The organism is Hymenobacter fastidiosus, assembly GCF_039539565.1.
In the GTDB taxonomy this organism is placed as follows: domain Bacteria; phylum Bacteroidota; class Bacteroidia; order Cytophagales; family Hymenobacteraceae; genus Hymenobacter; species Hymenobacter fastidiosus.
The window spans coordinates 245657-267571 of record NZ_BAABDJ010000006.1; the positions used below are offsets into that span (position 1 = coordinate 245657).

Below are 21915 nucleotides of genomic sequence, written 5' to 3' on the forward strand. Positions count from 1 at the left end.
CAATCCCCCGATCATGACCATCGACGACTGTTACCAGCTGGGTTCCATTGGCAAAACGCACGGCCTGAAAGGCTTTGTGGTGGCCTTTATGGATGTAGACGACCTGGACGACTACCGCAAGCTCAAATCGGTGTACCTGGAGCTGCCCTTCGCCCCTGGCAAGCTGACGGCCTACGACGTGGAAAAGCTCCAGCTCCAGGTTGAGAACCGCGCCCTGCTCAAGCTCAAAGGCTTCGACACGATAGAAGCCGCCGAGCCCCTGCGCAACGCCAAGCTTTACCGCCCGCTGACCGAGCTACCCGCATTGCAGGACGACCAGTTCTACTTCCACGACGTAATCGGCTACACCGTAATCGATGAGACGCTGGGTGAGCTGGGCATCGTGGAAACCTTCTACGAAATGCCCCAGCAGGATCTGATGGGCATGCGCTACAAGGGGCAGGAAATCCTTATTCCGGTGGTAGACGAACTGATTTTGCACGCCGATCAGGACGCGAAGAAAATCTTCGTCAACCTGCCCGAAGGCCTGCTCGACGTATACCTCACGCCCTCCTCCCGCGAGAAAGATGAGCCCGACGAGTTCGACGGCCCGGAACTTGACGAGCCCAAGACCAACACGTAAGCTCTATGCGCCTCGATATCGTTACGTGTCAGCCTGATCTGCTCATCAGCCCCTTTGCCTTTTCCATCGTGAAGCGGGCGCAGGAGAAAGGCCTGGCCGAAATCCACGTGCACGATTTGCGGCGCTTTGCCATCAACAAGCACGGTCAGATCGACGACTACGTGTTTGGTGGCGGGGCCGGCATGGTCCTGCGCGTAGAGCCTATTGCGGCCTGCCTGGACGCCCTGCTGGCTGAGCGCGCCTACGACGCCGTTATCTACATGACGCCCGACGGCGAAACGCTCCGCCAACCGCTGGTCAACCGCTTTTCGCTGGCCGGCAACCTGCTCATTCTCTGCGGCCACTACAAGGGCATCGACGAGCGAATCCGCAAGGCCTACATCACCCACGAAATCAGCGTGGGCGACTACGTGCTGAGCGGCGGCGAGCTGGGCGCGGCCATCCTTACCGATGCCATCGTGCGGCTGCTGCCCGGCGTGCTGGGCAATGAGGAGTCGGCCCTGAGCGACTCCTTCCAGGACAACCTGCTGGCGCCCCCCGTCTACACCCGGCCCGCCGAGTGGCGGGGCGAGCCGGTGCCCGAGATTCTGCTGTCGGGCAACACGCCGCAAATAGAAATCTGGCGGCACGACCAGGCGCTGGAGCGCACCCGTCAGCGCCGCCCGGACCTGCTCAAGTGAAGGTGGTAGAATGTGGGAATGTGCTGAATGTGGAAATAAAAGAGCTTTTCGGGCTCATTTACCACGTTTAACCCATTTAATACGTTCCGCCTCTTTCAACCCAGTTGTAATCATCAAAACAGAGCGCTATATTTGCGCCTCCTTAAGTGAAACCCCGGGCGGCGGCGCCGTCCTTTTTCTAGTTTTTTCAGTCATGAGCGTACTACTCGATTTTATCCAGCAGGAATCCCAGGAGCGCCGCGCCAGCTTCCCTGCTTTCGCCGCCGGCGACACCGTTAACGTGCACGTGAAGATTCGCGAAGGCAACAAGGAACGCGTTCAGCAGTTCCAGGGTGTTGTCATTCAGCGCAAGAACCCCAGCACCAACGGTGAGACCTTCACCGTGCGTAAGATTTCCAACCAGATCGGCACCGAGCGGATTTTCCCGCTGCTGTCGCCTAACATCGACAAGATCGATCTGATCCGTCGTGGCAAGGTGCGGCGCGCCCGTTTGTTCTACCTGCGGGGCCTGTCGGGCAAAGCAGCCAAGATCAAAGAGCGTCGCGGTTAAGCCTCTTCCTTCGGGAAAATCAACTACCAAAAAAGCCGGCCCCTTTTCAGGAGCCGGCTTTTTCGTGTTCAGGCGCCTGCCTGATCCGGCGGTCTTAGCTGTTTTGCAGATCCTGCTCCGCGCTGTTGGCCGTGTCGGGGTGCTGCACCTGCTTGGCGGCGGCCAGCAGGGCTTCGCCGAGCTTCTCGACGCGCGGCTGGGTGTTGCCGTCGGTGAATACAGCGGCCTTGAGCGTGTTTTCGCCCAGCCGGGTGAGCAAGCGACCGATAACGTCTTTATCGTAGGTGCCGGACCCAAAATGGGCCTTCAAGTCCTGCATATCTACTACGAGCTGGTGCAGCTCGGGATTGTTGGCATCCTTCAAATCCTGAATCCAGCGCTGAAAGGTGTTATCGAGCCCGGCCCGGGTTGCTTCTTCCAGCAGGTTGCCGGTCAGCAGGGTGGTAGCCGCATCGAGGTGAACCTGGTTTTGAACTTCGGTCTTTTCCATAGTCAAGGGTTTTGGCGGTGAGGTAAAGGTCTCATCCTGGTATAGCCTAACGGCCCGGCCGGGGTAGGGTTATCGATACGCGGCTTTTCCGGGCCGAAAACGTACTTTCGTAGCGCATTCGTTTCTCCCTGTTTCTGTTTCATGAAAAAACTATTCGCCGGCCTGGTCCTGGCTGCTCTTCCTTATCTGACTTTTGCCCAGCAAAAAGCGGCTCGGCCCTACTGGCAACAGGAAGCCAACTATTCTATTGACGTAACCCTCGACGACAAGCAGCACCTGCTGACCGGCACTGAGGAAATCCAGTATACCAACAACTCGCCCGATAAGCTCACCTTCATCTGGTTTCACCTCTGGCCCAACGCCTACAAGGACAACACCACGGCCTTTGCCAAACAGCAGCTCCGCAACGGCAGCCGCAAGTTCCAGTTTGCCTCAGCCAGCCAGCGCGGCTCCATCGACCAGCTCGACTTTGAGGTAGACGGCCAGGCGGCCCAGCTCGCCTACGACCCGGCTAACCCCGACATGGCCCGGCTCATTCTGCCCCAGCCGCTGGCCCCGGGCGCCAAAGCCACCATCAGCACGCCCTTCCGGGTGAAGATTCCGGCTTCGTTTTCGCGCTTCGGCCACGTCAATCAGTCGTACCAGATCACGCAGTGGTACCCCAAGCCGGCGGTGTACGATGCCAAAGGCTGGCACCAGATGCCCTACCTCGACCAGGGTGAGTTCTTCTCGGAGTTCGGCTCGTTCGACGTGCGCATCACCCTGCCCGCCAACTACACCGTGGGCGCCACCGGCGTGCTGCAGAACCCCGACGAGCAGCAGCGCCTGGACCAGCTGGCAGCCGCTACGGCCCTGAAAAAAACCGCCGCCGACTTCGGCACCGACCTTTCCTTCCCGGTTTCGGCTCCCGAAACCAAAACCCTGCGCTACCAGCAGGACCGCGTACACGACTTCGCCTGGTTTGCCGATAAGCGCTTCAACGTACTGAAAAGCGGCGTTACGCTGCCTTCGGGCCGGGCCGTCACGTCGTGGGTGCTGTTCACCAACGCTGATGCCCTGAAGTGGGTGAAGGGCCTACAGGACGTGAACGATGCCCTGACCTACTATTCGCAGTGGGTGGGCGAGTATCCCTACTCCGCCGCTACGGCCGTGGATGGGGCCCTGAGTGCCGGTTCGGGCATGGAATACCCGATGGTGACCGTAACGATGCCCTCAGCTATTATCCACGAAGTGGGTCACAACTGGTTCTACGGCATTCTGGCCTCCAATGAGCGGGACTTTGCCTGGCTGGATGAGGGCGTGAATTCCTACGTCGAAAACCGGGTGAAGGCGCAAACGGACTCGCTGGCCGGGGATTTCAGCGGCATTCTCAAGTCTAAAGCCGTCGCTGGCTTGGTTGGAATTGACGGTCTGAATGCTTCGGCCCTGAATCAGTTGCCCTACCAGGCGGTAGCCAGCCGGGGACTTGACCAGCCCGTGAGCGGACCACCTTCCGCCGCCTATGGCAAGCTTAACTACGGCCTTATCGTGTACAGCAAAACCGCGTCTCTGCTGCGGTATCTGGCCGGCTATCTGGGGCAGGATACGTTCGACAAAGCCATGCACACCTACTACGAGCGGTGGCAGTTTCGGCACCCCTACCCCGAGGATATGCAGGCCGTGTTTGAGGAGTCCACGGGGCAGAAGCTCGACTGGTTTTTCAAGGATATGCTGCAGACCACGGGCCAGTACAACGCGGCCGTGTCGCAGATGCAGGTATCCGATAGCCAGGTGAAAGTGCTGATCCGCAACGATTCGCCGGGTTTGTTTGCCGTGCCGGTTTCTACGGTGGACGCGCAGGGTAAAATCCTGGAAACGCAATGGACGCCCGTTATCAGCACCGATGACGAGGAAGACGAGGTGCAGCTGAACTTCCGCCGCGCCGGGGCCGCCGCCGTGGTGGTCGATGCCGCCTACCTGACGCCCCAGCTCAACCGCCGCGACGACCGGATGAAAGTTGATGGCGTGCTGCGGGGGTTCGAAAAGCTGCAGATCAAGCCCCTGGCCAGCATTGAGCGCTGGGACCGGAGTACGCTGAACTGGGCCCCGGTACTGGGCGCTAATACCTCCGATAAGTTTATGCTGGGGGCGGCCTTCTACAACAGCCCCCTCGTAACTAAAAATTTGAACTACCTGGTCATGCCGATGTACAGCTTCAACCAGAAGGAGCTCAACGGCATTGCCACGGTCAACGTGAATGTGCTGCCCAACGGCATAGCCCGGCAGATTGTGACCGGCCTCACGGTGCAGCGGTTTGAGCGCTACCGCAAAGTGGAGCCCAGCATCACCTTCCTGCTACCAAAGTCCGCTTTCGACCGGCCCCAGCATGCCATCAAGCTGGCCAATACGGCTATCAAGGATCAGGACCTGAAGGCCACGTCCAGCATTCAGTCGCTGGAATACACCGTGAAAGCCGGCAATGCGCTCCAGACCTGGGGAGCCCACGTGGAACTCAACCAGCTGACTTCGGCTATCGAGCAGGAAACCGGCTCGCGCAACGCCGTGCTGCTGCGGGCCTCGGCCGATTATCAACGCTATTACAAAGCCAAAAAGCGGGTATCGGTACGGCTCTTCGGCGGCCGCTTCCTGCAAAACAACAACAGTGGCTTTATGATGGGGCTGAGCGGCAGCCCCGACTACCGGCGCCAGACGGCTTTCCTGGACCGCCAGCAGATTTCCAACGCCTTCACCGCCCAGGTACGTCAGACCGACGACCAGGATGGCGCTTTCAAGGGCTTTATGCCGCTGCAAAATGGCCCGGTCGGCGTGTTCAGCCGGCGTTGGCTGACTACGCTCAACCTGCAGGCCGACCTGCCGGTAACCCGTCTGAGCGTGTTTGCGGACCTGGGCGCTACCAAGGAATATTTTGCCCTGGACAACGGCAAAACCCAGGCCCAGCGTATTTTCTACGATGCCGGTCTGGTGGTTCCCGTGGTGCGCGACGTGCTGCAATTCTATCTGCCGGTGGCCGGTTCGCAGTACCGGAACGGCTTTCCCGGCAGCGGCCGGGATTTTGCCGACCAGATTCGCTTTGTGCTTAAGCTCAATCAGTTCAATCCGTTCCGGCTGCTGAACGAGCAGCTGGCGCAATAACCTTGCTTCTGCCTGCGCCATGCGTTTTTCCCGGGTTGCATTCGCGCTTTGGCTGGGCGGCCTGGGCGTAGCCGGTTGCCAAACCGACTACGCCCAGCTCCCCACCTTTTCGGCGGAGCGCCGGCTGTTGCAGGCCGTGGTGGAAATTCCGGCCGGCACCACCCACGAGCAGGTATACGACCCGGCAACCAAAGCTTTCCGCCGTATCCAGCGGGCCGGACAGGACCGGCAAGTGGAATTTCTTCCTTACCCCGGCAACTTTGGCTTCGTACCGGGCACGCATACCGCACCCGGGCGAGGCTTTCCGACCGGACGCCCCCTGGGGGTGCTGGTCCTTGCGGAAAGCCAGCCGGCGGGGACCACCCTGGAAGTCTTACCCATTGGCATGCTCCTGCTCGATGTGGTTGGGTCGCTGGAGGCCATCGTGCTGGCGGTACCTGCGCGGCCCAGCCAGCAGATCTTACCCGAAGCCACGACCTGGGGCGAATTCACGCGCAACTATCCGGCGGCCAAAGAGATTCTGCGGCAATGGTTTCAGCACCGCGGCAACCCCGGCGAAGTACGCATTGTCGGCTGGAAGGACGAGAAGTATGCCCTGCAACAGATTCGCGCTGCCATGCAGTAGCCTCACCGATTGCCGCAGATTGTGCGTTGATTACGCAGATTCAATGCTTGCGCTACTGCGTTTGTGGTAAGCAGCAAGCGCCCGGGCTACACCGCAGAAATGCTTCTGAAAACCAGGAGGCGACTAAAATGCCCGTACAACAAGAAAGCCGCTCCTTCCTGGAGCGGCTTTCTTGTTGGGACCGGTGGCTGAATACCAATCAGCGCAATCAGCGCAGCATCGGCGTTACTCAGTGATACTACTCAATCTTGTTCTGACGGTCCTTCACGGCTTCCAGCGCTACGCGCATGTTCACAATGTCGGCGCGGGCCGCTTCCTGCTCTTTCAGGTTCATGTCGATCAGGTTGTTGTACTGCAACAGCTCAGCGGCGTTGGAAGCCAGCTGCTGCTGGATTTCCTGCTTCTTCACCTTGTTCTTCTCGATGTCCTTCTTGATGAGGTCAGCCTTGGAAATAACCGTCATGTGGTTGTTCTGCGACGATACCAGCGCTTTTTCAGCTTCCGCCACCTGCACGGCCAAATCTTCGCGGTAGAGCATGCGGGCGAAATCCTTCAGGTATTTCTCCGACGACTTCCACTGCACCGGCGTGGCATCCTTACTCAGGTAGGCGTTGCCCAGGTCAATCGACCACCATACCGTGGTACCGGTCGGCGTGGCGTCTACTTTGCTGATCAGACGAACCGGCGTCTTGGAGATGTCTTCGATAATGACGCCGTCCATGGTGTAAACACCTTTGTCGGCTTTAAACTTACCACCGAATTTTTCGCTCAGCTGTTTCTGCCAGGAGGCGTCGACGCGCTTGCTGTCCAGCTGAATGGTAACCCGTTGGCCTTTACGAGGGATGCCCTTAATGGCCATGTCCGTCTCGTCTACGGGTGACTTTTGGGCAAAGCCCGTCACCGTCATTACACACACCAACAGTAGGGAGAGAAGTACACCTGGTTTCATATGACAATGAAAAGGTTGAAAAGAAAAGGTTTGCAAAAGGTGAAGTCAGAAACGAATCGGGCCATCTGACTCACCAAATTTAACCAGACTACCCTGATGTTGGTACCCCTACCGATTGATTTTTTTAAAGAAATCAATATTTTATCGAATTAATTATATCATATATCTATTTTATTCAAATCCGGAAAGTAAAACCGAAATACTTGGTTAAAAATCAGGTAATGCGTACAATGAAGCCTGTCCGCGGTACCAAACAAAATCAACTATGGCGGGTTCCGTAACGACTATGCCTATCACCGTCTGCCGAAAAGAACACTTCAATGCCGCTCACCGTTTGCACAATCCCGCGTGGAGCGACGAGCAAAACCAACGCATCTTTGGCAAGTGCAACAACCCTCATTATCACGGCCATAACTACGAGCTGATTGTGCGTCTGACCGGCGAAGTTGACCCTGAAACCGGTTACTTGTATGATCTGAAGCGTCTGAGTGACCTGATCAAGCGCGAGATTCTGGATACCTTTGATCATCGGAATCTGAATCTTGACACCAGTGATTTTCGGGAGCTGAATCCGACGGCTGAAAATATTGCCGTGGTCATCTGGAACCGCTTGCGTCCTCATCTTGAGGCACCTCTGGCTTTGTCGGTCACGCTCTATGAGACGGACCGTAACTTTGTAGAATACCATGGATAAATCCGCCCCTGCGGCTTCCACTGTGGACGGCTCCGGCCTTCCCGACACCCACTTATCAGTTGATTTGCGGGCCCCTCTCCGCCCTGATGCCTTCGCTCTGTCTGATGAAGCCAAAATTGCGGGCATCGCCGAGCACTTTCGCGAGATCATGCAGCTGCTGGGTCTCGACCTGACCGACGACAGCCTGCAGGGAACCCCACGCCGGGTAGCCAAGATGTACGTGCACGAGTGGTTTAAGGGCCTCGACCCTAAGCACCGCCCCGACGTGAAGCTGTTCGAAAACCGCTATGCCTACTCGCAGATGCTGGTGGAACGCGACATTACGGTTTTCTCCTGCTGCGAGCATCACTTCGTGCCCATTATGGGCAAGGCCCACGTGGCCTACCTGCCTGGGGAGCGTGTCGTGGGACTTTCCAAGCTGAACCGCGTAGTGCAGTACTACGCCCGCCGGCCGCAGGTGCAGGAGCGCCTCACCCGCCAGATTGCGGAGGAGCTCAAGCAAACCCTGCACACCGACAACGTAGCCGTACTTATCGAAGCCGACCATTTGTGCGTGATGAGCCGGGGGGTAAATGATACGGGCAGCAGCACGCTCACGGCCGAGTATGGCGGAGTCTTTGAAACCGACCAGGCCCTGCGCACGGAGTTTCTGCGCCTGATCGGGAAGTAAAAATCGTGGCCGTTTGCTGGTTAGCTGTTAGCTTGCAGCCCGTTTTGCGTAACACCGTTTTTGCACCCTGCTCCAGCCCCGCTGACCTCGCATGTCCCGAAAAGTCCTCATTACCGGTGGCACCGGCCTTATCGGCACCCGCTTAGCCGATATGCTCATCGATGCCGGCTACGAAGTAGCCATTCTGAGCCGCCACCCCAGCCAGAGTCGCTACCGCAGCTTCCGCTGGGACCCGAAAGCCGGGACTATCGATGAGGCCGCCGTGCCCTACGCCGATTATATCATCAATCTGGCTGGCTCCAGCGTGTCGGATGGCAAGTGGACGGAGGAGCGCAAGCGCGATATTCTGACCAGCCGCCTGCAGGGCACCAGCCTCATAGCCCGCGAGCTGGCTAAGCCCACCCAGCGTGTTCGCACGTTTTTGTCGGCTTCCGCCATTGGCATCTATGGCGACAGCGGCGACCGATTGGTGAGCGAAGAAACTCCGCCGGCTTCGGCCAGCGATTTTCTGGTGGATGTATCCCAGCAGTGGGAAAAAGCCGGCCAACGGGTGCAGGAACTCGGTATCCGCACGGTGCTGATGCGAATCGGTATTGTGCTCAGCACGGAAGGCGGCGCCCTGGTACCGCTGGCCCGCACGGTGAAAATGCTGGCTGGCGCCCCACTCGGCTCGGGCAAGCAGTTTATGTCCTGGATTCACCTCGACGACCTGTGCCGCTTGTTCATCCAGGCGCTGGAAGAGCCGCAGTGGCAGGGCACCTACAACGCCGTAGCGCCCAATCCGGTAACCAACCAGCAATTCACGGAAACCCTGGCCGAGGTGATGCACCGGCCGCTGGTACTGCCCAAAGTACCCGCTTTCGGCTTGAAGCTGATGATGGGCGAGATGAGCGAAATCGTGCTGGGTTCCCAGCGCGTGAGTGCCGACAAAGTCCTTCAGCACGGGTTCAAGTTCGAGTATCCGCAGCTGAAGCCCGCGCTGGAGTCGTTCTACGGGGAGGAGGAGTAGTCAGTAGACCTGTTCCCAAATACTAAAACACCCAAAAAACAGCACGTCATGCTTCATCTGGCGTCCGCGAAGCCGAAGCATCTCGCTCGCTTCGTCGGCATACCGTTGCACCGTCAGCAGGCGAGATACTTCGACTCCGCTACGCTTCGATGAGTATGACGCCTGCTTTTTAGTAGTTGGAAACAATTCCAGTGTGTCCTTGCGAGGACCAAAGCAAGGACAGATCTACAGCTTCAGACTGTCGGGCACGGCGGTGCCTTCCGTGTTGAGCTGTTCCAGCAGGTTATCGGTGGCAATGGTATCCACGGCTTCCACGCGCTGCCGCCGGGGCTCCGACTCGGATACGCAGATATACTTCTTGCTGATTTTGGCCGTGGGCTTGGGAAACGGGCCCATGGTGATGTCCAGCGCGGGGTCTTCGTAGAGCTTTTCCATGTAGGCCCCGAAGATGGGCAGGGCCATGCGGCCGCCTTCGCCCTGCTGGGAACCCTGGAAATGGATGCTGCGGTCTTCGCCACCTACCCACACGCCCGTCACGAGGTCCTTGGTCACACCCATGTACCAGCCGTCGGAGTAGTTGGAGGTAGTACCGGTTTTGCCGCCGATCTGGTTGTTGTTGCGCCACAGCTCATAGTCCCACAGGGCCTGGGAGGTGCCGCCGGGCTCGTCCATGCCGCCGCGTAGCATATACAGCATCAGCCAGGCCGTTTCGGAGGGAATAGCGCGCTTCTGCTTGGGGTCGAACTGCTTGATGACGTTGCCGTTGCGGTCTTCGATGCGGGTCACGAACTGGGGCTCACTCTGGAAGCCGTTGTTGACGAAGGTGCTGTAGGCGTCCACCATCTCGTACACGCTCACGTCGCCGCCCGAGCCCAGGCCGATGCTGGGCACCGGCAGCAGCGGCGAGGTGATACCGACTTTGTGGGCGTACCTGGCCACGTTCTCCCAGCCTACTTTCTCCGTGAGCTGGGCCGTTACGGAATTTACCGAGCGGGCCATGGCGTGGCGCAGGGTCATGTTGATGCCGGTGTACTCCCGGGTTACGTTGTCGGGCTTCCACTCCATGGACTTGCCATTCTCGACGTAGTTGATGGTCACCCGCTGGTCGCGCACCCGGTCGCAGGGCGTGTAGCCGTTGTCCAGCGCGGTGAGGTATACGAAGGGCTTGAAGGTGGAGCCGGCCTGGCGGCGGCCCTGCTTCACGTGGTCGTATTTGAAGAAGCGGTAGTTGATGCCGCCCACCCAGGCCTTCACGTGGCCCGTGAAGGGGTCCATGGTCATCATACCCGCGTGCAGGAAGTGCTTGTAGTAAGCCAGCGAGTCGAGCGGGGAAAGCACCAGGGTAGTGTCGCCGTCGCCTTTCCAGGTAAACACCTTGATGGGGCGCTTGGCGTGCAGGGCCGAATCGAGGCGGGCGGGCTGGCCCCGGTAGCGGGCGGCCAGCAGCTTGTACTGGTCGGTGCGCTTCATCTGGGTTTCGATGAAGTTCGGAATTTCTTTGCCTTCATCATCCACCCAGGGGTTGCCGCCGCGGTTGCGCCAGAAGTTGTCGAAGTCGCGCTGCAGGCGCTTCATGCGGTCTTCCAGAGCATCCTCGGCGTGGGCCTGCATGCGCGAGTCGATACTGGTGTAGATGCGCAGGCCGTCGCGGTACATGTCGTAGCCGTTGGCTTCGCACCACTTGTTCACGTACTGGCTCACGGCCCCGCGGAAGTACGTATCGGGCCCGTCGATGTGCTTCTCCACGCGGTAGTGCAGCACGATGGGCGCTTTGCGGAGCGCGGCAATGGTGGCCGCGGGCAGCACGTCCGACTGGCCCATGCGCTCGAGCACCACGTTGCGACGCTTCAGAGCCGCCTCCGGGTGGAAGCGTGGATTAAAGGCCGTAGGGTTGTTGAGCACGCCCACCAGCATGGCGGCCTGTTCGGGCAGCAGGCTGTCGGGGGAAGTATTGAAAAACGTCTTGGCGGCTACCTTGATACCAAAGGCGTTGGAGCCGTATTCCACGGTGTTGAGGTACATCCGCAGAATTTCCTCCTTGGTGTAGCGGCGCTCCAGCTCCACGGCCGTCAGCCACTCCTTGGTTTTGACTACCAGAATGTTAACCAGCGGAATGTGACCCAGCAGGCCCCGGTCGCCGCGCCGGATTTTGTAGAGGTTTTTGGCCAGCTGCTGGGTGAGCGTGGAGCCGCCGCCGTTCTTGCCGCCACCCGCCACGGCCCGGGCCAGGGCCGTGAGGTCGATGCCGGAATGCTGGTAGAAACGCACGTCCTCGGTGGCAATGAGGGCCTTGATGAGCAGGGGCGAAATCTTGTTGTAGGCGACCGGGGCGCGGTTTTCGCGGAAGTACTTGCCCAGCAGCACGCCGTCGGCGGTGTACAGCTCGGAGGCCTGCTCCACCCGCGGGCTTTCCAGCTCCTCCAGCCCCGGCGACTTACCAAACAGGAACAGGAAATTGCTCTTCACCAGAATGGGGTAGAGCAGGAAGATACCCAGAAACACCACGAAAAAGCCCCAGACGGTGCGTGCCATGATGTTGGGCCAACGGCGCGGCGGACGGGAAACGGCGTTTGTTTTCGGCTGTGCGGGAGCGGACATTCGGAGCAGGTTGAGCTGGGTGAGGCCTCAGCCCCGGCAACTAGACCGTAAATATACCAGATAGGTACGGCCTATGCGTGCTCCTATCCCGGCGGCCCCACTATTTACCCTTTTCAGGACCGGCCCCTGACCCGCGCCGGAAGTAATTCGGGCTGCGAAGCGGCGGCGGCCCGATATTATTGGCGCCGGGTTGGTAGCTTTACTCACTGCCTGGCCCGGCGGAATTAGCCTTACTTCTACTCCCAGATTGCTTATGAAATTTCGATTACCCAATCTGCTGCGCCTGATCTTCGTGCTGGCCAGCTATCTGCTTACTACCGTATCCCAGGCCCAAAGTGCGGCGCCCGTCGTCAACCTAATCCAGTACGCCGGTGGCCCTACCAATTCCGGCTACTCCACTTCCGAGCCCCAGGGCATGGTGACCGACGCTCAGGGTAGTACCTATCTGAAAGGAAATTTTGCCGGCACGGTGCAGTTTGGGGCTTTTACCCTGACCTCGCCCGGCGGTTTGCCAACCGGCTATCTGGTCAAGCTGGATCAGAACGGCAACTGCCAGTGGGCACTCCAACACCCGGCTTTTGATTGGTCCGGGCGCAGTTTGGCGCTCGACGCCGCTGGCAATGTGTACATCACTACCAGCTACAGCGAAAGCCTCGATTTCGGCGCCATTCACCTTACTACCACCGGCAGCGGCATCGCCCTGGTCGTGGTGAAGATTGACCCCGCCGGCAATTATGTCTGGGCCCGGCAGGTGGAAGGCAGCTGCGGGATTGTGGCCACGGCACTAGCCGTCGATGCTCAAAACAATGTGTACCTGACGGGCTGGTTTGGCACCGGCACCATCCAGATTGGCGCCACCACGCTCACCAACACCAATAATTCAGCTTACAACCCAGCCAACCTGTTCGTGGCCAAGCTGTCGGCAGCCGGCACCTGGCTCTGGGGCGCCCAGAGCGTGCGCCTCTCCTTCAATTACTACAGTGAGCAGGGCACCGGTATTGCCGTTGATGCCGCAGGCAGCGTGTACGTGACTGGTTCGCTGGGCAGTTCCAGCGCCAGCCTGGGCGCCACCGTGCTGACCAACGCAGGCTACACCGACGCTCTGGTAGCCAAGCTCAGCAGCAACGGCGCCTGGGAGTGGGCCTACCGCGAAGGTGCCCCCGGCTACGACTCCGGCACCGCCGTGGCCGTAGACAACTCGGGTAACGTCCTCCTTTACGGCAATATCCACGGTACGCCCGACGCGAGCAGCCCCTTCAGCCTCACGCCAACCAACGGCGCCTTCGAAGTGTTTGTGGCCAAGCTGACCCCCGCGGGTACCGTGCTCTGGGCCACCACGGGCGGGGGCACCGAAGCCGAAGTGGCGGGCAACCTTGTCCTCGACGCGGCCGGCAACGCGTACGTCACCGGCTGGTTCGACAGCGCCCCGGCCCGGTTCGGCCCCACGGAACTGACTAATACCGGCCAGGTACCCAACCACGATGTGTTTGTGGCTAAGGTGAGCGGGACCGGGCAGTGGCAGTGGGCCCTGGCTGCCGCCGGCAGCTATATGGAAGCTGGCATCGACGTAAGCGTGGATGCGCAGGAAAATGTGTGGCTGACGGGTATCACCCGCAGTGCCACTCTGGCGATGGGCCCGCTGGTGCTGACCGGCATTTACCCGCGCGGCTACGGCTTTCTGGCCCGTCTCGTTAAGGGTCAGCTAGCCAGCGTAACGGCCATAGCCCCGAGCAGTGGCGCGCCGGGGCAGACGGTAACCATTACGGGCACCAACTTCACTGGAGTAAATGGCGTGGCATTTAACGGCATTCCAGCACCTGCTTTCACGGTCTTCTCGGCTACTTCGCTGCAGGCTACGGTGCCCGGCGGGGCAAGCAGCGGCCCGGTTACGGTGCAGACTGCGGCGGGCAGTAGCGGGCCCGGATCGTTGTTTCAGGTAATTCCCCTGGCTGCCGCCTCAGCCCTCGACGCGGCCGTACGGGTCTGGCCAAATCCCGTCAGCCACAACGCCTCGCTCTATCTGGAACTACCAGGCTCCATTTCCGCCGGGCACATGGCGCAAATAAGCCTCACCACCATGCTGGGGCAAACGGCATTGCGCCAGAACTTTTCGGGCCGCTCTACCCGGGTGCCGCTGGTGGCTCTGGCACCCGGTGTATACGTGCTCACGCTGCGTTTAACGGGCCAAACGCCGGTTATCCGGCGAATTATCATCGAGTAGAAGCAGGCACTGCCGAGAGCAGAAACCGGGCTTACGCCAACCGGGCCGCCATTTGGCTGCGCCAGGTAGCCAGCACGATGAGCAAACCCTTGCCCGAATCGAGCAGCAGGTTGTCCAGGCGACCGTAGCCCAGGTATAGGCCCAGCCCGATGCCCATCCACCAAAAGCCCAGCAGGTAGCACAGCGTGGCGTAGTGCGGCTGCCGCTGCCACACCTGCCACAAGGCCACGGCATCGACCAACGACACGAACAGCAGCAGCCAGGCCAGGGTAAACCCCATAAACTGCGTATCGTTGGAAATACCTACCCCGAAGCCCGTCAGCAGCTTATCGGGCACGAAAAATCCGCCGATGGTTAGCGTCAGCTCAATAATGAGTGCGAGAAAAAGCAGAACGAGCAGCGCAGTGCGGGCCATAGAACAGAGCGTAGTGGGAGCGGGAAGCTAGCACAATTGCTCCGTTCGGCCGGCCGGCCGCCTTGGTTGGCAGCAGCCCGTTCAGCCCAGCAGGGGAAAGCGCCACCCCGCCGTAGCCCGCAATGTCCGTAAAGCGCCACCCCGCTTTCCGGAAGAAGCTGTCTACGGCATCGGCCAGGCGCCAGACAACGCGGGCGGCCAGTGCGTAAGGCCTATTAAAATATTTCGATAACCCCGCTGGAGTGGTGCCACGACTTTTTTGGTCGTGGTACCACTATCGTTGCTGATGCCTGCCTGCCTGCCTGCCTGCCTGCCTGCCTGCCTGCCTGCCTGCCTGCCTGCCTGCCTGCCTGCCGTGCAACGATAGTGGTACCACGACCAAAAAAGTCGTGGCACCACCCCGCCACAAACTGGTTTTGTGCGTACTTGGGCCCGTGAAATTCCGCCGCCAGCTGTTTGAGTTTGAAGATTTGTCTTGGTTCCCCAAAGTTATCCGGGCGGGCATGATGGACTACCTGCGCTTCACCATCTCGCTGCTGCGCATCTACCAGCCCATCGTGCCGCTGCTGCGCGAGGCCCTGGTCAGAACCGGCCAGCAGGATATCCTGGAGCTGTGCGCCGGGGCCGGGGGTGGCACCGAGGGCGTGTGGCGCAGCCTGCGGGCTTCTGGTCTGCCCAACGTCCGCGTTACGCTTTCCGACCTGTACCCGCAGCCCGCCGCCTGGCAGCTTTTAGCCGAGCGGACCCAGGGTGGCCTGACGTACGCTCCCGCCCCGGTGGATGCCACGGCAGTACCCGCAAATATGGCGGGCTTCCGCACCGTATTTTCCGCGTTTCACCACTTCCCGCCCGCCGCCGCCGAGGCCATGCTGGCCGATGCCGTGCGGCAGGGCGCGGGCATCGGCATTTTCGAGGGCGCCGGCAAGCACTGGTACGAGCTGGTGCTGGCCGGACTGGTGCTGCCGGTGGTGCAGCTGGTCACCACGCCTTTTATCCGGCCTTTCAGCCTGAGCCGACTGTTTTTCACCTATCTGGTGCCCCTCATTCCGCTCTGCACCATCTGGGACGGTACCGTCTCGTTGCTACGCATGTACCCACCGGACCAGCTGCTGGCCCTGGCCCGCCGCGCCGACCCGAACGGGCAGTTTGAGTGGCAGGCCGGCAAGGTACGCAACCCGCTCACCCGCTCCGAAGTGACTTATCTGCTCGGCTGGCCTGGCGGTAATGAGCAATTATCAATGAGCAATGAACAATAAGTGGTTTCTTGCCGCCGGGCCGTACCCTGACGCCACAAACCGGCTCCTTACTCATCCTTGATTGTTCATCCGTAATTATTCATTGCTCATTGATAATTGCTCATTACAAAAAGGCGTTACCGCTGCTGCGCATTCCGTTTTCCATCTACCTGATGCCGGTGTTCTGGTTCGGGCTCAGCGCCCTGCGTGGGCCGGTAGATGCGGGCCGGGCCGTAGGCGTATTCCTGGTGCTGCACTTGCTGGCTTACCCGGCCTCCAACGGCTACAACTCCTACTACGACCGGGACGAAGGCAGCATTGGAGGCCTGAAAGCGCCACCCAAAGTTTCCGAGGAGCTGATTCACCTGGTCTGGCTGTTCGATGCGCTGGCCGTATTGGGCGCCTGGCTGCTGTCCCCGCTGTTTGCGGGGCTGGTGGCGGTGTATCTGCTGATTTCCAAAGCCTACAGCTACGAGGGTATCCGGCTTAAGAAGTACCCGTTTCTGAGCACGTTCGTGGTAGTGGTATTTCAGGGTGCCTTCACGTTCCTGATGACGCAGGTGGGCGTCGGCACGCCGTGGGCCGCTCTTTCCGAGCCGACTAATCTGCTGCTGGCACTGGTCAGCACCCTGTTTCTGTGCGGTTCCTACCCGCTCACCCAGGTGTATCAGCACCAGGAAGACCGGCAGCGCGGCGACCAGACGCTGAGCTTGTGGCTGGGACTGCGGGGCACGTTCATTTTCGCGGCCATTGGCCTGCTGCTGGGGGCCGCGGTGCTGGCGCTGGCCTACGGGCTGCGCGGCGAAACGCGCAATCTGCTCATCTTCCTGGTCGCGACCGGGCCGGTGGTCTACCTGTTTTCGCGCTGGGCCTGGGCCGTGTGGCATGATGCCGCCGCCGCCGATTTCGAGCACACCATGCGCATGAACCAGGTATCGTCGCTATGTCTGAGCGCGGCCTTCATTGCCATGCTTCTGCTGGGTCAGCGGTAAGCGGCGGGTCCTTTGGCACGGGGTGTGGCCAACGGTCGGCCGTCGGCCTGCGTATTTCCCGGCACATCCATCTTCCCCTGACTATGCGTTACGCTGCCTTTGCTGCCCTGCTGCTTTTCGCCGGGGCCTGCTCATCGCCTGATTCGACCGGAACCGCTGCCACCACCACCCCGGCCGCCCCGGCGGCCGGTTCTGCTACCGCCGTGGAACCCATGGACACGGCCCGCACCCCAGCCGTCTCGGCCCAGGCGGACACGCTCAAAGTCGTCCGGCAGCGCCACCTGTTCTCCTCCCCCACCACGCCCGACCTGTTTATGCTGACTTTGCGGGGCTCATCAGTAGTGGGTGGCGAGGCCACGCTCACCATCACTGACGCGGGGGGGGCAGGTTATCTTCCGCGAAATGCTGGGCGCCGCCGACCTAGAGGCCTCGATGGTGTATGAGATGAAAACCAACTCGGCCACGCCGGCCGAGCGCGAAGCCTTCATCCGGAAGCGCATGGACGAATTTTTTGCTGATAAGAACTTCCGCACGCCGGCCCTCGGCGCGCGGGAAGCCTACCAGCCCGGCCCTCTCGACCGTGCCACCTGGAATGAGTTGCAGCAGCAACCCCAGTCTATCCGCTTTCAGTATCTGGTGGGCAAAGAGGATGTGCGCCGCGTGGCGTGGTCGCCACTGAAGCAGCAGGTGGTGCACCTGCCCGGCTTCGGGGGCTAAGGCCGCTTTTCATGAAGCTGCTGCCTGATCAGGGTGCAGGTCGTTTGCTCCGGTCCGACGGCTTTTTCTACCGTCGGACCGGTCGAAATAAGCGGGTGTGGTTTCGTTCGGGCGGGTTGTTCTGGCGGCGACCAGCCCGACGGCTGAAAAAGCCGCCGGACCGGAGCGTACCCCGGCCCTGCAGCCGCTGCAGGAGCCAGCAAGCGTCCCCGACAGGCTATGCGCCGGCTTCTTCCGCGGCCTGCCGGAGCGCCTGCTCCAGGCCGCCGGCGAATTGCGCGTAGGGCAGAAAGCCCCGGGCCAGCAGATACCCCTGGCTGCCCACGCGCAGAATGGTAGTCGGGAAGCCCTGCACGCCGATTTTGGCCACGGCGGCAAATTCATTCTGCGTGGCCACGGCCGTTTCCGGCAATGCCCAGCGCCGCTCAAACTCGGCGGCATCCAGGCCGTAGCGGCTTACCAGCAGCCGATACGTGGCCACGTCGTTCAGGTCCTGGCCGTCGCGGAAGTGCGCCAGCTGCAGGTCGTGGGCAAAGCTGGCGGCGCGGTGCTGCTCGTCGAGCTGGCGAAACACGGTGATGGCGCGGCAGGGCGGCTCCGAGTCCTGCACGTTGCTACCCGCTGCCCCCAGCGCCCGGAATGCCTCGCCGAACTGTACGCCGGCAGCCTTTTCCACTTGCTCCAGGGCCGCGCCGATGTAGTCCCATTCCCGCCCGATGGGCCCGACCCGCTCACCCGTCACCATACCGCCGCAGAGCACCGAAACCGTCACGCGGCCGGCGTATTCGGCCTGAATGCGCTGGATTACCGGGCTCATGCCGTAGCACCAGCCGCAGAGCGGGTCGAAGAGGTAAAGGATTTCGGGGAGGTCGGGGGTTTGTTCCATCGTGGGGCAAAGGTAGCGGCAGGCGCTGAACTGTCAGCTCCGGCCGAAGATCCGGCAAAGCCGGAGGAGGCTTTAGAGCAGTGGAAACAACCGTGGCGGGAAGCGGCGGCCGAAAGTATTTCTCCCGGCTCACCAAACCTTTGGGCTCCTTTCCTTACTCTACCCAGTATGCTCCCTCTTATTCCTTACGCCCTGGCGCTGCCGCTGCTAGGGGGCCCCGGCCCGACGGCCCCGGACAGCCTGATTATCTTCAATGCCAGCCGGACGTATCACTACCAGGCCATTTTTATCAGCCCGGCCGGCGACACATTATCGCGGGAGCGGATAACGATGCAGCCTTCCGGCCAGCCCTGGGCGGGGCAGCCCAAGGTCCAGACCGCCTGCACCATCCAGTATCGGTATAGTCCCGGCGATTCGCTGACCTTCGCAGCCCGCCCCAATCCGCAAAACCAGCCCGGCCGCCAGCCTCAGGCCTACGAGTGGCGCAAGTCGACGGTGACCGGGGTAATCGAAAACCCGCAGGAAATCTGGATGCACCCCATCCGCAGCAACCAGTACGCCTACACGGAGGTGGCGCCTTTTCCGCAGGTAAGACCGGCTGATCTGCACCCGGGCGGCAGCTGGCGCGGGGGCCGGCTTTTCATCATGGGTGGCTGGGGCGCGTTCAAAGGCAGCGTACAACCCTTCTACCAGGTAAAAGCCCCGGCAACCCGCCGCTATGGCAACCAGGACCTGGCCGGCTGCTGGCTGATTGAGGCAGTAGGCCGGCACAGCCGATTGGGCAACAGCTACCTCGACTTTTACTTTCACCCCCGGTACGGGTTCACCGAAATGCACTACCGCTTCTTCGACGGCACCCGCGTTTTGCTGGTACTGGAAGGCCTGCCGACGGGCAACAAGTAAGCATTCCGACGCAAAAAGCCCGTTTCACAGTGGTGAAACGGGCTTGTCATTGTAGCGTCAGGCTGGTCGCCTAGCCGTTCATCGACACCAGGAACTCCTCGTTGCTCTTGGTATTCTTGATGCGGTCCTTGAGGAACTCCATGGCTTCGATGGCCGTCATGTCGGCCATGAACTTGCGGAGCACCCAGATGCGGTTCAGCTCTTCCTTGCCCATGAGCAGGTCTTCGCGGCGGGTGCCGGAAGCCGGAATGTCGATGGCCGGGAACACGCGCTTGTTGGCCAGCTTGCGGTCCAGCTGCAGTTCCATGTTGCCGGTACCCTTGAATTCCTCGAAGATAACCTCGTCCATCTTGGAGCCGGTTTCGATGAGGGCCGTAGCAATAATGGTGAGCGAGCCGCCATTCTCCACGTTGCGGGCCGCGCCGAAGAAGCGCTTGGGCTTGTGCAGCGCGTTGGCATCTACCCCACCCGACAGGATTTTGCCGGAAGCCGGCTGCACCGTGTTGTAGGCCCGGGCCAGGCGGGTGATGGAGTCGAGCAGAATCACCACGTCGTGGCCGCACTCCACGAGGCGCTTGGCCTTATCCAGCGCGATGCTGGCGATTTTGACGTGACGGTCGGCGGTTTCGTCGAAGGTGGAGCTGAGTACTTCGGCTTTCACCGAGCGGGCCATGTCCGTCACTTCCTCGGGGCGCTCATCAATCAGCAGGATGATGAGGTACACTTCGGGGTGATTTTCGCTGATGGCGTTAGCAATTTCCTGCAGCAGCACTGTTTTGCCGGTTTTGGGCTGGGCCACAATCAGGCCGCGCTGGCCTTTGCCGATGGGGGCAAACAGGTCCATGATGCGGGTGCTGAGCTGGGTCGACTTGGTGGTCAGCTTCAGGCGCTCCTCGGCAAACAGCGGGGTGAGGTGACTGAACGGAATCCGGTCCCGGGCCTCTTCCACCGTGCGGCCGTTGATGCCTTCCACGGTCACCAGCGCGAAGTATTTCTCGCCTTCGCGCGGGGGCCGCAGGGTGCACTTCACCGTGTCGCCGGCTTTCAGGGCAAACTGCTTCACCTGCGCCGGCGATACGTAAATATCGTCGGGCGAGGCCAGGTAGTTGTAGAAGGGGCTGCGCAGGAAGCCGTAACCACCATCGGGCATCATCTCCAGGGTGCCTTCGCCGGGAATAATGATATCGAAGTCGTTGCGCGGGGCGCGGGGCGGCTGGCTCTGCTGACCCGGCTCGCCTCCCTGGCGGGCCTGGCGCTGCTGGTCGCGGGCGGCGAAGCGGTCTTCGCGGCGGCCCTGCTCGCGCGGCTCCCGGTCGGCCCGGGGCTCCCGGGGCTCGCGGGGCTCGCGGGGCTCGCGGCCCTCCCGCGGGGCGTCGGCCCGCAGCGGGCGGTCTTCGCGGCGACCCTGGTCGCGGCCTTCGCGGGGGGCATCGTTACGCAACGCTTCGGGGCGCGGCTCGCGGGCATTTTCACGGGGCTCCCGGTTCCCGTCGCGGGGGTCGCGCTGGTCCCGTCCATCGCGGCCGGTGCCATTTTCGGGGCGCGGCTCGCGGTACACGAAGGGGGCCATGGTGGGCGCGGGCGCGGCGGTTTCCGCCGCGGCTTCCGGAGCAGAAACCGCGGGCGTCAGGGCTGGTGCTTCGGGCATCACTACCACCGGCGCTTCCGGGTCCTCAGGGAGCACGGCAGCCGGTTCCTCATCGCGGCGCTGGTCGGTGCGCGTGCGGCGCTCGGGGCGCTGGTATACTTTTACGGGCCGGGCAGCGCTATCAGCGGCTTCCCCGTTGACGGCTACCGCTGGGGTAGCCTCCGAGGGCATCTCCGCTACGAGCGGGGCCTCTACCGGAGCCGGAGCGGCTGCGGCCGCAGCCGCGGGTTTGAGGGGTTGTACGGCTACCGCGGCCGGAGGCGTCGAGCGGGTAGCCCGGGACGTGGCGGCGGCGCGGGGAGAAGCCGGTTCGCGGCGGGCCGGGCGGGCCGCCGGGGCCGGGGTCGGCGTAGCGGCGGGAGCCACATCGGAAAAAGCCAACGGGACGGCCACTGGCTTTTCGTCAGCCAGTTTCACTTTGTTGGGGAGCTTGTCAGTTGGCGTGATGGCCTGCTGATCGAGAATCTTGTAGATCAGATCCTGTTTGCTGAGTTTTTTGAAGTTACCAACATTCAGCTTTTCGGCTATTTCCTTGAGCTCGGAAAGCAAACGGTCCTTCAACTCTTCAATATTGTACATACACTAAAACGGGGGGGAGAGAAAACGAGCGGGTACGAAGCCGACACGGAGCAACACAGGCCAATCCGGACAAAAGAGGGCCGCCGCGGGGCGGCGCGTAGCACTGAAAATTCGGAACGAGAAACGGGGGTAGTACGGGGAGGCGCTGGAGATAATTCGGACCGTACGCGAGCAAAAGCAACTCCGGGTCCGGCATCAGCGGCCGGTTTACTTACGCAATGTTAGCGTAATACGCCGGAACCGCCAAACGGGATGCCGATTTTTTAACTGGCTGTCGGGTAGTCATTCTACCGGCGGCCG

At 61.1% G+C, this 21915-nt stretch carries 20 protein-coding genes; 14 read left to right on the plus strand and 6 right to left on the minus strand.

Annotated features, from left to right (window positions below):
- Positions 1-13: 13 nt before the first annotated feature.
- The 3 genes from rimM to rplS all read left to right on the plus strand — a co-directional run bounded on the left by rimM (position 14) and on the right by rplS (position 1852).
- The gene (gene rimM / locus ABD833_RS04570) at positions 14-622 is read left to right on the plus strand and encodes a ribosome maturation factor RimM (protein WP_345071280.1); all 609 of its coding nucleotides are present in this window, start codon (positions 14-16) and stop codon (positions 620-622) included.
- Positions 623-627: 5 nt separating this feature from the next.
- Positions 628-1302, plus strand: coding sequence for a tRNA (guanosine(37)-N1)-methyltransferase TrmD (gene trmD, locus ABD833_RS04575; protein WP_345071281.1), 675 nt, complete (start codon positions 628-630; stop codon positions 1300-1302).
- 193 nt (positions 1303-1495) lie between these two features.
- Positions 1496-1852: a 50S ribosomal protein L19 gene (gene rplS / locus ABD833_RS04580; protein ID WP_345071282.1), complete on the plus strand. Its 357-nt coding sequence runs from the start codon at positions 1496-1498 to the stop codon at positions 1850-1852.
- A gap of 94 nt (positions 1853-1946) precedes the next feature.
- Here the strand turns inward: rplS and ABD833_RS04585 are convergent, their stop codons facing one another.
- Entirely contained in the window at positions 1947-2342 is a 396-nt protein-coding gene (locus ABD833_RS04585) for a hypothetical protein (protein WP_345071283.1), read from the minus strand.
- Between the two features lie 141 nt (positions 2343-2483).
- Between ABD833_RS04585 and ABD833_RS04590 the strand changes: the two genes are divergently transcribed.
- Positions 2484-5474, plus strand: a complete 2991-nt coding sequence (locus ABD833_RS04590) for a M1 family metallopeptidase (protein WP_345071284.1) — start codon at positions 2484-2486, stop codon at positions 5472-5474.
- A gap of 19 nt (positions 5475-5493) precedes the next feature.
- On the plus strand, positions 5494-6099 hold the full coding sequence (locus ABD833_RS04595; RefSeq protein ID WP_345071285.1) for an inorganic diphosphatase: 606 nt from the start codon (positions 5494-5496) through the stop codon (positions 6097-6099).
- Between the two features lie 238 nt (positions 6100-6337).
- Here ABD833_RS04595 and ABD833_RS04600 read toward each other — a convergent pair whose 3' ends face one another.
- A complete protein-coding gene (locus tag ABD833_RS04600) occupies positions 6338-7048 on the minus strand; it encodes a hypothetical protein (protein ID WP_345071286.1) in 711 nt (236 codons plus the stop codon).
- A gap of 286 nt (positions 7049-7334) precedes the next feature.
- Between ABD833_RS04600 and ABD833_RS04605 the strand changes: the two genes are divergently transcribed.
- The 3 genes from ABD833_RS04605 (at position 7335) to ABD833_RS04615 (ending at position 9421) form a co-directional block, all read left to right on the plus strand.
- The gene (locus tag ABD833_RS04605) at positions 7335-7742 is read left to right on the plus strand and encodes a 6-pyruvoyl trahydropterin synthase family protein (protein WP_345071288.1); all 408 of its coding nucleotides are present in this window, start codon (positions 7335-7337) and stop codon (positions 7740-7742) included.
- Entirely contained in the window at positions 7735-8412 is a 678-nt protein-coding gene (gene folE, locus ABD833_RS04610; protein WP_345071289.1) for a GTP cyclohydrolase I FolE, read from the plus strand. The genes ABD833_RS04605 and folE overlap by 8 nt, the downstream gene beginning before the upstream one ends.
- 91 nt (positions 8413-8503) lie before the next feature.
- Positions 8504-9421: a TIGR01777 family oxidoreductase gene (locus tag ABD833_RS04615; protein ID WP_345071290.1), complete on the plus strand. Its 918-nt coding sequence runs from the start codon at positions 8504-8506 to the stop codon at positions 9419-9421.
- A 225-nt stretch (positions 9422-9646) separates the two neighbouring features.
- Here the strand turns inward: ABD833_RS04615 and ABD833_RS04620 are convergent, their stop codons facing one another.
- Positions 9647-11953, minus strand: a complete 2307-nt coding sequence (locus ABD833_RS04620; protein WP_345071291.1) for a transglycosylase domain-containing protein — start codon at positions 11951-11953, stop codon at positions 9647-9649.
- A 319-nt stretch (positions 11954-12272) separates the two neighbouring features.
- On the opposite strand from ABD833_RS04620, the gene ABD833_RS04625 reads away from it, so the two are divergent.
- Positions 12273-14240 (plus strand): IPT/TIG domain-containing protein, encoded by a 1968-nt coding sequence (locus ABD833_RS04625; protein WP_345071292.1) that lies wholly within the window; start codon positions 12273-12275, stop codon positions 14238-14240.
- Between the two features lie 31 nt (positions 14241-14271).
- Here ABD833_RS04625 and ABD833_RS04630 read toward each other — a convergent pair whose 3' ends face one another.
- Complete coding sequence (locus ABD833_RS04630) at positions 14272-14655, minus strand: hypothetical protein (RefSeq protein WP_345071293.1); 384 nt, start codon at positions 14653-14655, stop codon at positions 14272-14274.
- A 434-nt stretch (positions 14656-15089) separates the two neighbouring features.
- On the opposite strand from ABD833_RS04630, the gene ABD833_RS04635 reads away from it, so the two are divergent.
- The 4 genes from ABD833_RS04635 to ABD833_RS04650 all read left to right on the plus strand — a co-directional run bounded on the left by ABD833_RS04635 (position 15090) and on the right by ABD833_RS04650 (position 17599).
- On the plus strand, positions 15090-15911 hold the full coding sequence (locus ABD833_RS04635) for a class I SAM-dependent methyltransferase (protein WP_345071294.1): 822 nt from the start codon (positions 15090-15092) through the stop codon (positions 15909-15911).
- A gap of 89 nt (positions 15912-16000) precedes the next feature.
- Positions 16001-16882, plus strand: coding sequence for a UbiA family prenyltransferase (locus ABD833_RS04640; protein ID WP_345071295.1), 882 nt, complete (start codon positions 16001-16003; stop codon positions 16880-16882).
- A gap of 83 nt (positions 16883-16965) precedes the next feature.
- Entirely contained in the window at positions 16966-17325 is a 360-nt protein-coding gene (locus tag ABD833_RS04645) for a hypothetical protein (protein ID WP_345071296.1), read from the plus strand.
- Positions 17285-17599, plus strand: a complete 315-nt coding sequence (locus tag ABD833_RS04650; RefSeq protein ID WP_345071298.1) for a hypothetical protein — start codon at positions 17285-17287, stop codon at positions 17597-17599. Before ABD833_RS04645 ends, ABD833_RS04650 begins: the two co-directional genes overlap by 41 nt.
- A 217-nt stretch (positions 17600-17816) precedes the next feature.
- Here ABD833_RS04650 and ABD833_RS04655 read toward each other — a convergent pair whose 3' ends face one another.
- Positions 17817-18485, minus strand: a complete 669-nt coding sequence (locus ABD833_RS04655) for a DsbA family protein (RefSeq protein ID WP_345071300.1) — start codon at positions 18483-18485, stop codon at positions 17817-17819.
- A 168-nt stretch (positions 18486-18653) separates the two neighbouring features.
- Between ABD833_RS04655 and ABD833_RS04660 the strand changes: the two genes are divergently transcribed.
- Positions 18654-19388: a hypothetical protein gene (locus tag ABD833_RS04660; RefSeq protein ID WP_345071301.1), complete on the plus strand. Its 735-nt coding sequence runs from the start codon at positions 18654-18656 to the stop codon at positions 19386-19388.
- Positions 19389-19458: 70 nt separating this feature from the next.
- On the opposite strand, the gene rho is transcribed toward ABD833_RS04660, so the two are convergent.
- Entirely contained in the window at positions 19459-21615 is a 2157-nt protein-coding gene (rho, locus tag ABD833_RS04665; RefSeq protein ID WP_345071302.1) for a transcription termination factor Rho, read from the minus strand.
- Between the last annotated feature and the right edge of the window lie 300 nt (positions 21616-21915).

Excerpts from the sequence above, each read along its gene's own strand:
- ABD833_RS04655 (WP_345071300.1), bottom strand. The coding sequence starts at position 18,485 with ATGGAACAAACCCCCGACCTCCCCGAAATCCTTTACCTCTTCGACCCG.
- folE (WP_345071289.1), top strand. The coding sequence starts at position 7,735 with ATGGATAAATCCGCCCCTGCGGCTTCCACTGTGGACGGCTCCGGCCTT.
- trmD (WP_345071281.1), top strand. The coding sequence starts at position 628 with ATGCGCCTCGATATCGTTACGTGTCAGCCTGATCTGCTCATCAGCCCC.
- ABD833_RS04630 (WP_345071293.1), bottom strand. The coding sequence starts at position 14,655 with ATGGCCCGCACTGCGCTGCTCGTTCTGCTTTTTCTCGCACTCATTATT.
- rimM (WP_345071280.1), top strand. The coding sequence starts at position 14 with ATGACCATCGACGACTGTTACCAGCTGGGTTCCATTGGCAAAACGCAC.
- ABD833_RS04615 (WP_345071290.1), top strand. The coding sequence starts at position 8,504 with ATGTCCCGAAAAGTCCTCATTACCGGTGGCACCGGCCTTATCGGCACC.
- ABD833_RS04590 (WP_345071284.1), top strand. The coding sequence starts at position 2,484 with ATGAAAAAACTATTCGCCGGCCTGGTCCTGGCTGCTCTTCCTTATCTG.
- rplS (WP_345071282.1), top strand. The coding sequence starts at position 1,496 with ATGAGCGTACTACTCGATTTTATCCAGCAGGAATCCCAGGAGCGCCGC.
- ABD833_RS04625 (WP_345071292.1), top strand. The coding sequence starts at position 12,273 with ATGAAATTTCGATTACCCAATCTGCTGCGCCTGATCTTCGTGCTGGCC.
- ABD833_RS04645 (WP_345071296.1), top strand. The coding sequence starts at position 16,966 with ATGCGTTACGCTGCCTTTGCTGCCCTGCTGCTTTTCGCCGGGGCCTGC.
- ABD833_RS04600 (WP_345071286.1), bottom strand. The coding sequence starts at position 7,048 with ATGAAACCAGGTGTACTTCTCTCCCTACTGTTGGTGTGTGTAATGACG.
- ABD833_RS04650 (WP_345071298.1), top strand. The coding sequence starts at position 17,285 with ATGCTGGGCGCCGCCGACCTAGAGGCCTCGATGGTGTATGAGATGAAA.
- ABD833_RS04595 (WP_345071285.1), top strand. The coding sequence starts at position 5,494 with ATGCGTTTTTCCCGGGTTGCATTCGCGCTTTGGCTGGGCGGCCTGGGC.
- ABD833_RS04605 (WP_345071288.1), top strand. The coding sequence starts at position 7,335 with ATGCCTATCACCGTCTGCCGAAAAGAACACTTCAATGCCGCTCACCGT.
- ABD833_RS04660 (WP_345071301.1), top strand. The coding sequence starts at position 18,654 with ATGCTCCCTCTTATTCCTTACGCCCTGGCGCTGCCGCTGCTAGGGGGC.
- ABD833_RS04620 (WP_345071291.1), bottom strand. The coding sequence starts at position 11,953 with ATGGCACGCACCGTCTGGGGCTTTTTCGTGGTGTTTCTGGGTATCTTC.
- ABD833_RS04585 (WP_345071283.1), bottom strand. The coding sequence starts at position 2,342 with ATGGAAAAGACCGAAGTTCAAAACCAGGTTCACCTCGATGCGGCTACC.
- rho (WP_345071302.1), bottom strand. The coding sequence starts at position 21,615 with ATGTACAATATTGAAGAGTTGAAGGACCGTTTGCTTTCCGAGCTCAAG.